The sequence below is a fragment of the Novipirellula sp. genome (assembly GCF_041583735.1).
GTDB lineage: Bacteria > Planctomycetota > Planctomycetia > Pirellulales > Pirellulaceae > Novipirellula.
The window spans coordinates 1-6,061 of record NZ_JBFHFD010000531.1 but is presented as its reverse complement, the minus strand read 5'-3'; the positions used below and the strand labels follow the sequence as shown (position 1 = coordinate 6,061).

At 54.0% G+C, this 6,061-nt stretch carries 4 protein-coding genes and 1 pseudogene; 4 read left to right on the top strand and 1 reads right to left on the bottom strand.

The features are described from left to right. The 4 genes and pseudogenes from ABX962_RS27530 to ABX962_RS27515 form a co-directional block, all read left to right on the top strand. A pseudogene (locus ABX962_RS27530) lies at positions 1-216 on the top strand (ABC transporter ATP-binding protein); the annotation flags it as partial. After that, positions 213-2,108, top strand: a complete 1,896-nt coding sequence (locus ABX962_RS27525; protein ID WP_372724236.1) for an ABC transporter permease — start codon at positions 213-215, stop codon at positions 2,106-2,108. The pseudogene ABX962_RS27530 and the gene ABX962_RS27525, both read left to right, overlap by 4 nt. Continuing rightward, a complete protein-coding gene (locus tag ABX962_RS27520) occupies positions 2,105-3,877 on the top strand; it encodes an IRE (iron responsive element) (RefSeq protein WP_372724234.1) in 1,773 nt (590 codons plus the stop codon). The genes ABX962_RS27525 and ABX962_RS27520 overlap by 4 nt, the downstream gene beginning before the upstream one ends. 478 nt (positions 3,878-4,355) lie before the next feature. After that, on the top strand, positions 4,356-4,718 hold the full coding sequence (locus ABX962_RS27515; protein ID WP_372724232.1) for a DUF2185 domain-containing protein: 363 nt from the start codon (positions 4,356-4,358) through the stop codon (positions 4,716-4,718). A gap of 57 nt (positions 4,719-4,775) precedes the next feature. Here the strand turns inward: ABX962_RS27515 and ABX962_RS27510 are convergent. Next, positions 4,776-6,061, bottom strand: a 1,286-nt coding sequence (locus tag ABX962_RS27510) for a beta-galactosidase domain 4-containing protein (RefSeq protein WP_372724230.1), incomplete at its 5' end; no start/stop codon positions are given.

Genomic DNA, 6,061 nt, shown 5'->3' with positions numbered 1-6,061 from the left:
GACATCACCGAAGTTCACGCTCGCGGACTCAGCGAAGCGGCCAAGACCGAGATCGCCGATGTGATCAAACGGCACGGCGGAACGGTCGAATCGATCGACAACCCGACGACAACGATGGAAGACCTGTTCTTGAACATTGTTCGTGAAAGTGAAAATCGTCCCGGAGCACGTCGCGTGACGAGCGAAAGTGATGTGACGGAGGAAGCCGGTCAATGACGCTACAACCTGAGGATTTCTGGTCATTTTATGAATGGCTTGTCCGTCCCAATGCATTCCTCGAAAGTGCGTTGCTGCAAGGCATCGTGTTGTTCGTGCTTGCCATTGTGTTGGGATTGATTGTTGGATACATGGTCTCGGCTGCCCGCTATGGGCCAAGCGAAGGTTTTTACGCGGTCGCACGGACTGTTCGTGACTTGGTCCGGTTTGATTTGCCTGGTACGTCGGCACGCCGCGTGATGGCGCTGGCCCGGTTGGCGTTCAAAGAAGCGATTCGGCGAAAAGTCTTGTTCGTCGTTGGCTTGTTCGTCGTCGGTTTGTTGCTGGCCGGTTGGTACTTGAACCCGGAAAGCGACGATCCCGCGCGGCTGTACATCAGTTTTGTTTTGACCGCAACGAACTATCTGATTCTCGCCTTGGCGTTGTTTATCAGTGCGTTTTCGCTGCCTGCGGACATCAAGAGCAAGACGATCTATACGATCGTGACCAAACCGGTGCGTCCCACCGAAATTGTGCTCGGCCGGATGCTCGGCTTTGTTGCCGTGGGAACCATGATGATGGTCCCGATGGGATTGGCGAGCTACTTGTTCGTCACGCGTGGTTTGCGGCACACGCACCTCGAAGTGACCGATGTGCGTGAACTCAGTAATGGCCGACTCGAAGGCGAAACCGATTACATTCGAGGTCACAAGCACACGTTTTCGATCGACCCTGATTCCGGAGGCCTCGGACTTACCGACATGGTTCGTGGGCACCGTCATGTGGTCACGCAAACCGAGGACGGCTCGTTCACGATTGGGCCAGCGACCGGTGCGCTGCGTGCTCGGATTCCATCCTACGGCGAGGTCCAGTTCTACGATCGTCAAGGCGATAAAAAGGACGCGGGTATCGACGTGGGGCACGAAAAGGTCCAAGAGGGGTACGGCAGTGCCGGGATCGCCCGTTTGGTCGGCGTGACCCAAGGGCCTCGTCGCGCCGAACATGGTTATATCGAAGGCGGAACTTTGGGCGTTGCCGAGTTCACGTTCTCCGATGTGACGCCGGAGCGTTATGTCGATGGGCTGCCTCTGGATATGTCGATTCGAGCCTATCGCTCGTTCAAAGGCGACATCGTGACCGGGATTCGTGGTTCGATCACGATGAAACATCCCGATAAAGCGATTAGCAGCAACCCGATCACCTTTATTGTCGACGAGTACACCGTTGACGAAAAATTGTTGCCGCTCAATATCGAAGGCACCGACGGCAACGAAACGCGAATGCTGAACGTGTTCGACGATTTGGTCGACGAGAATGGTCAAATGATGGTGCAAATTCGTTGTTTGGACCGTAGCCAGTACCTCGGGGTGACCAAGAGCGGCGTTTACCTGCGTCCAGGTGAGAATAGTTTCGCTTGGAACTTGACCAAGGCCTATATCTCGATCTGGTTGCAGATGACGATGATCATTGCATTTGGGGTGATGTTCAGTACGTTCCTTAGTGGTCCTGTGGCAATGGTCGCGACCGCCGTGTGCGTGTTGCTCGGATTCTCGGCCGAACAGGTCTACGACACCCGCTACTACATCGATTCAGGAATCGAGCGAGGTGGAGGACCGATTGAATCGGTCGTTCGTATTCTGAAACAGGATGCGATGACGACCCAATTAGACGTCGATGCATTGGCCGGCAAGGTGATCAAAGCGGTTGATGCAGGGATTGTCTATACGCTTGATGCGATCGCAACGGCACTGCCGAACTTGCCCAAGATGGTCAGTACGGCGGAGTATGCGGCTAGCGGTTTCGATATCTTTGGTGCGTTGTTGGCACGCCATGCCGCCGCAACGCTTGGCTATTGCATTTTGGCATTTGTTGTCAGTTACTTCTTCTTGAAATCGCGTGAGATCGCGGCATGAACCGAACTACTGTCCTCAGTCGCAAACTTATTTACCTCGTCATCCTGTTGGCCATGGTGGTCCCCTTGTACATGCTCGGTCAACCGAGCGGTGGCAGCGGGGATACCGGCGGTCAACTAACCGAGATGCGGGATAAGTTTAATATCGCCGAAAGCGACCTTGGCGAAATCAGTCCGGCTAGTGAAACGATGAAGCTTGCTTCGTTAGGGCTTCGCGGAGTGGCGGCAACGCTGCTTTGGAACAAGGCTCATCACTACAAGGTGCTACATGAATGGGACCGTCTGAAGGCGACGCTCAACAACATTGCACTGCTACAACCGCACTTTGACAAGGTTTGGGAGCACCAAGCTCACAATCTTGCTTACAACGTTTCGACCGAGTTCGACGATTACCGTCAACGCTACGAAATGGTGCGTGAGGGAACGGAGTTTCTGTCCAAGGGAGTTCGCCAAAACCGTAACGCACCCCGTTTGGTCTGGTACACGGGATGGTTCTATGGCAACAAAATGGGAATGTCCGACGAGAAGACTCAGTTCCGAAAACTGTTCTCCGAAGACGAAGTGCTGCATGAATCATTGATGCAACAAGGAATCGCAGTCGATAGCCCCGAAGCTCGTGGACCGTACTTCAAACCTGACAATTGGTTGGTCGGACGTCTGTGGTTGATGCACGGTTATGACATTGTCGATTCGGGCGTTAAAATTCGTCGTCAAACCCCGCTTAACTTCTTTGAAACCGGTCCGAAGTGGCGAATCAAGCACGCTGAATCGATCGAAGAAGAAGGCGTGTTGGATGACCGAGCCCAAAATGCGTGGCAATTGGCATCCGAAGGTTGGCGTCGATTCGGCGAGCGAAGTGTGCCAACGACATCACCGTTTACGATCAAATTGGGACAGCTGGATGAACTCGTCCGGCTAAAGGCACTACGAATCGAAGAGTTCAAAAAGGCGGTCGGCGATGCCGCGTCGGGAGCGAACGAACATTCCGATTTCATGGCTCTGGCGAAACTGGCCGACCCCAAAGTGCGATTGCAGGCGATCGAATTGGCCGGTGAAATTGCCGATCTCGAACAACGTCGTAATAAGACCGATGGTTACCGCAAACAGATCAATTATCCCTATTGGGACACGTTGTCGCTTGCCGAGCAAGAAGAGCGAACGGTTAGAGCACGTCGCTTGATCTATGAAGCCGAAAAGGCCAACGAAGCGGCAGAGCTGGACAAGGCGATCGATTTGTACGAGCAAGCATTCGCGATCTGGGCTGAGATTTTTGACGATTATCCAATCCTGACGATCGATGATTCGGCCGAGGATTTGATGCAGTCGGTGCGACGTTACTCGGTTGCAATCGATAGCGAAGAATTGCCAGAGGATTTCCCGCTCAATGCGTTTGTCGAAATGATGGCCGGTGGACGCGAAGTTAGCTCCGAAGTCTACGAGGACATTCGTGTCACGCAGAAAGAAAAGGCCGAACAACGCAAGAAGGAATTGGAAGCCGAAGAGCGTGAACGAGAGCGAAAGGCGGCCGAGGAGATGAAGGCTGCCGAAGAAATGAAGGCGGCCGAAGCGAAGAAGGCTGCCGAAGCGAAGAAGGCTGCTGAGGAGAAGAAGGCGGCCGAGGAGATGAAGGCCGCTGAGGAGAAGGAAGCGGCCGAAATGAAGAAAGAGGAAGAAAGCAAAGAAGAAGAAAGCAACGAGGAAGAAAGCAAGGTCGAGACGTCCGACGAAACCGATTCGCCAACCGAGCCCGAGAACGCCGACGAGTCGTAATCGTTTCGAAGGGGATTCGCGTCTCGTTCCAGGCCGCTTGTTGGTCGAGACCGCTTGTGTGGGTGGGCGTTGTTTCTTGATGAGGCGAGTCCCCGTTACATCGGCGGCATCCGTGTCATGCTGAATTCACGGTTGTTCCAATGCTAGAACGATCTTCCCGAAGCGTTGCGGACGGGAAACCGCAGAATGAAATCAAGCACGGTCAAAAGGGGATGTTCGAGGAACTCGACTCGGACCTTCCTCGATTGGAACAATTCATCGGCGCGAGGAGGTCGGGTTTCGACGTGATTCCCTTGGCGGGGCCTTCAAATGCGGCGGTGGCCTATAAATAAGCGGAATTGTCGGGGCAATAAATGTTCGTGCCAGCCAAACTTGGCCCCCGTCGCTGCTTCGCTACAATAAAGATTGAATTGCACGATTCAGTGCAACGGGGCCGAGTGCCCTCCGTTATTCACCGTTATCTCGATAAGCTGCCGCCGTGAAAAAAAAGTTTGCCCTCTCCGCTGCCGAAATCCAGCCACTTGCGGAGGGATTCGGAGGTTGTTTTGCTACGGATGCCATCACGGTCGATGGAAATCCGGTGGGGTACATGTATCGCGAGGAACCGGATTTTGAAGAAGACAGTGGCTGGCGATTCCTGGCGGGAGTTGAATCTCAAAAGTACCTCGATGACGCCAACAATACCGGCATCTACGACGTCAACGAAATCGCCAACTTTGATCCCGACATCATCCCGCTACTTGATTCCCCCGAAGGTTCTGCGTTCGAGCGGGATGAAGAAAGCGGAGCGTTTGTTGCCGTTTCGGAAGACGATGACGACGAGGATGACGACGAGGATTGATCGCCCCCACTTCCTCGCTTCCAAGTTCATCACTTTTGCTGCATCCACAACCAATGTTTAGGGGGTGATGGGCGAGATCGTGAACTCGTAGTGCAGCGGTTTGTCACCGGGGATCGTGTACTCGGCGTGCGTACGTGCTCCCCAGGAATTGTCACCGCCGACTCCCTGCAGCTTGGCGTCGATGCTAATCAAATTGAAATCGCGACGTGGTAATTGATGGGGATGAGACGCACTTTCCACGTCCTCGATCGTGAACGGCCACGCACTCACGCTCAAGGGGGCGTCGCCTGTGAACTTCAGTCCACGCCCTGATTGATCAATGAGGGTGATCCAGCGCACATCGGTTCGGTTGCCGACGTCCTGAGTCCGGCAGTACGGATGTACCATCTTGTCTACGCTTGACTGATGGACTGCGATTTCGCCGCCGGTTTTCCGATCCCAGTATGTCTCGTGTGGGCCGCGGCCATACCACTTCACTTGGTCCATCGCTTCGGGCAATTTTACTTGCATGCCAAAGCGGGGAAGCAGCGGCCGTTTCCCGCTACCAGGATCGTAGTCCGAGACAACGTGGATGTTGCCACTTGGGAAAATCGAGTATCGCAGCGTCAATCGAGCATTGCCGACCGGCAGGTTGGATTCCGCCACGATTTCGACGTGTTTTTTCGCTTCGTTCACGGTCATTTTGGTAAGCGTCCGTTTGTCGGCCGCGTTCCGCCACTCGCCCAGCCGGTTCAAGTAGTTATTGCGATACTGGTTGTCGTTAGGGGCTTTCCAAAATTGAGGCACAAGCGGCCCCGTAATCAGGTTGTGTCCGTCCACCTCGAGCGAGCTTAGTTCTCCGGTGTTCGCGTTAAACGTGGCGACGGTTTGATTCGCAGTCACTTTCACTTGGGTCTCGGTTTGGTCAACCACGACTTTTTCGCCGTCCACTGCGTCGGAGGTCGAGTTCGCTGCCGGGGACTGCAACTCAAATTGGTCCCATGCGATCCGGTGGCCGGCATCGGCCCAAGGGACTGCGGCGGGTAATTCAAACGAAATCGTTAGTAGAGTTTCACCGATCTTGTCGTTCAAGCCGTCTACAGGCAACGTAATTTGTTGGCTTGTTAGCGGTTCGATATTCAATCGGTCGAGCGTTCCAGAGCGAATGGCGTCGCCATCACGGCGGATCACCCAATGCGCGACAAATTCGTTCAGATTGGTGAATAGAAATTTGTTTTTGACTTCGAACTTGCCATGGCCCAAATCGACCGCAGTCACCTTGATGTTTTGATGAACCTTTTTGACTTCCCAAATATGGGGATTGAGACGTCGATCGGGTTGGACAAGTCCATTCATGCAAAAAT

Coding starts and splice junctions, on each gene's coding strand:
- ABX962_RS27525 (WP_372724236.1), top strand. CDS start 213: ATGACGCTACAACCTGAGGATTTCTGGTCATTTTATGAATGGCTTGTC.
- ABX962_RS27520 (WP_372724234.1), top strand. CDS start 2,105: ATGAACCGAACTACTGTCCTCAGTCGCAAACTTATTTACCTCGTCATC.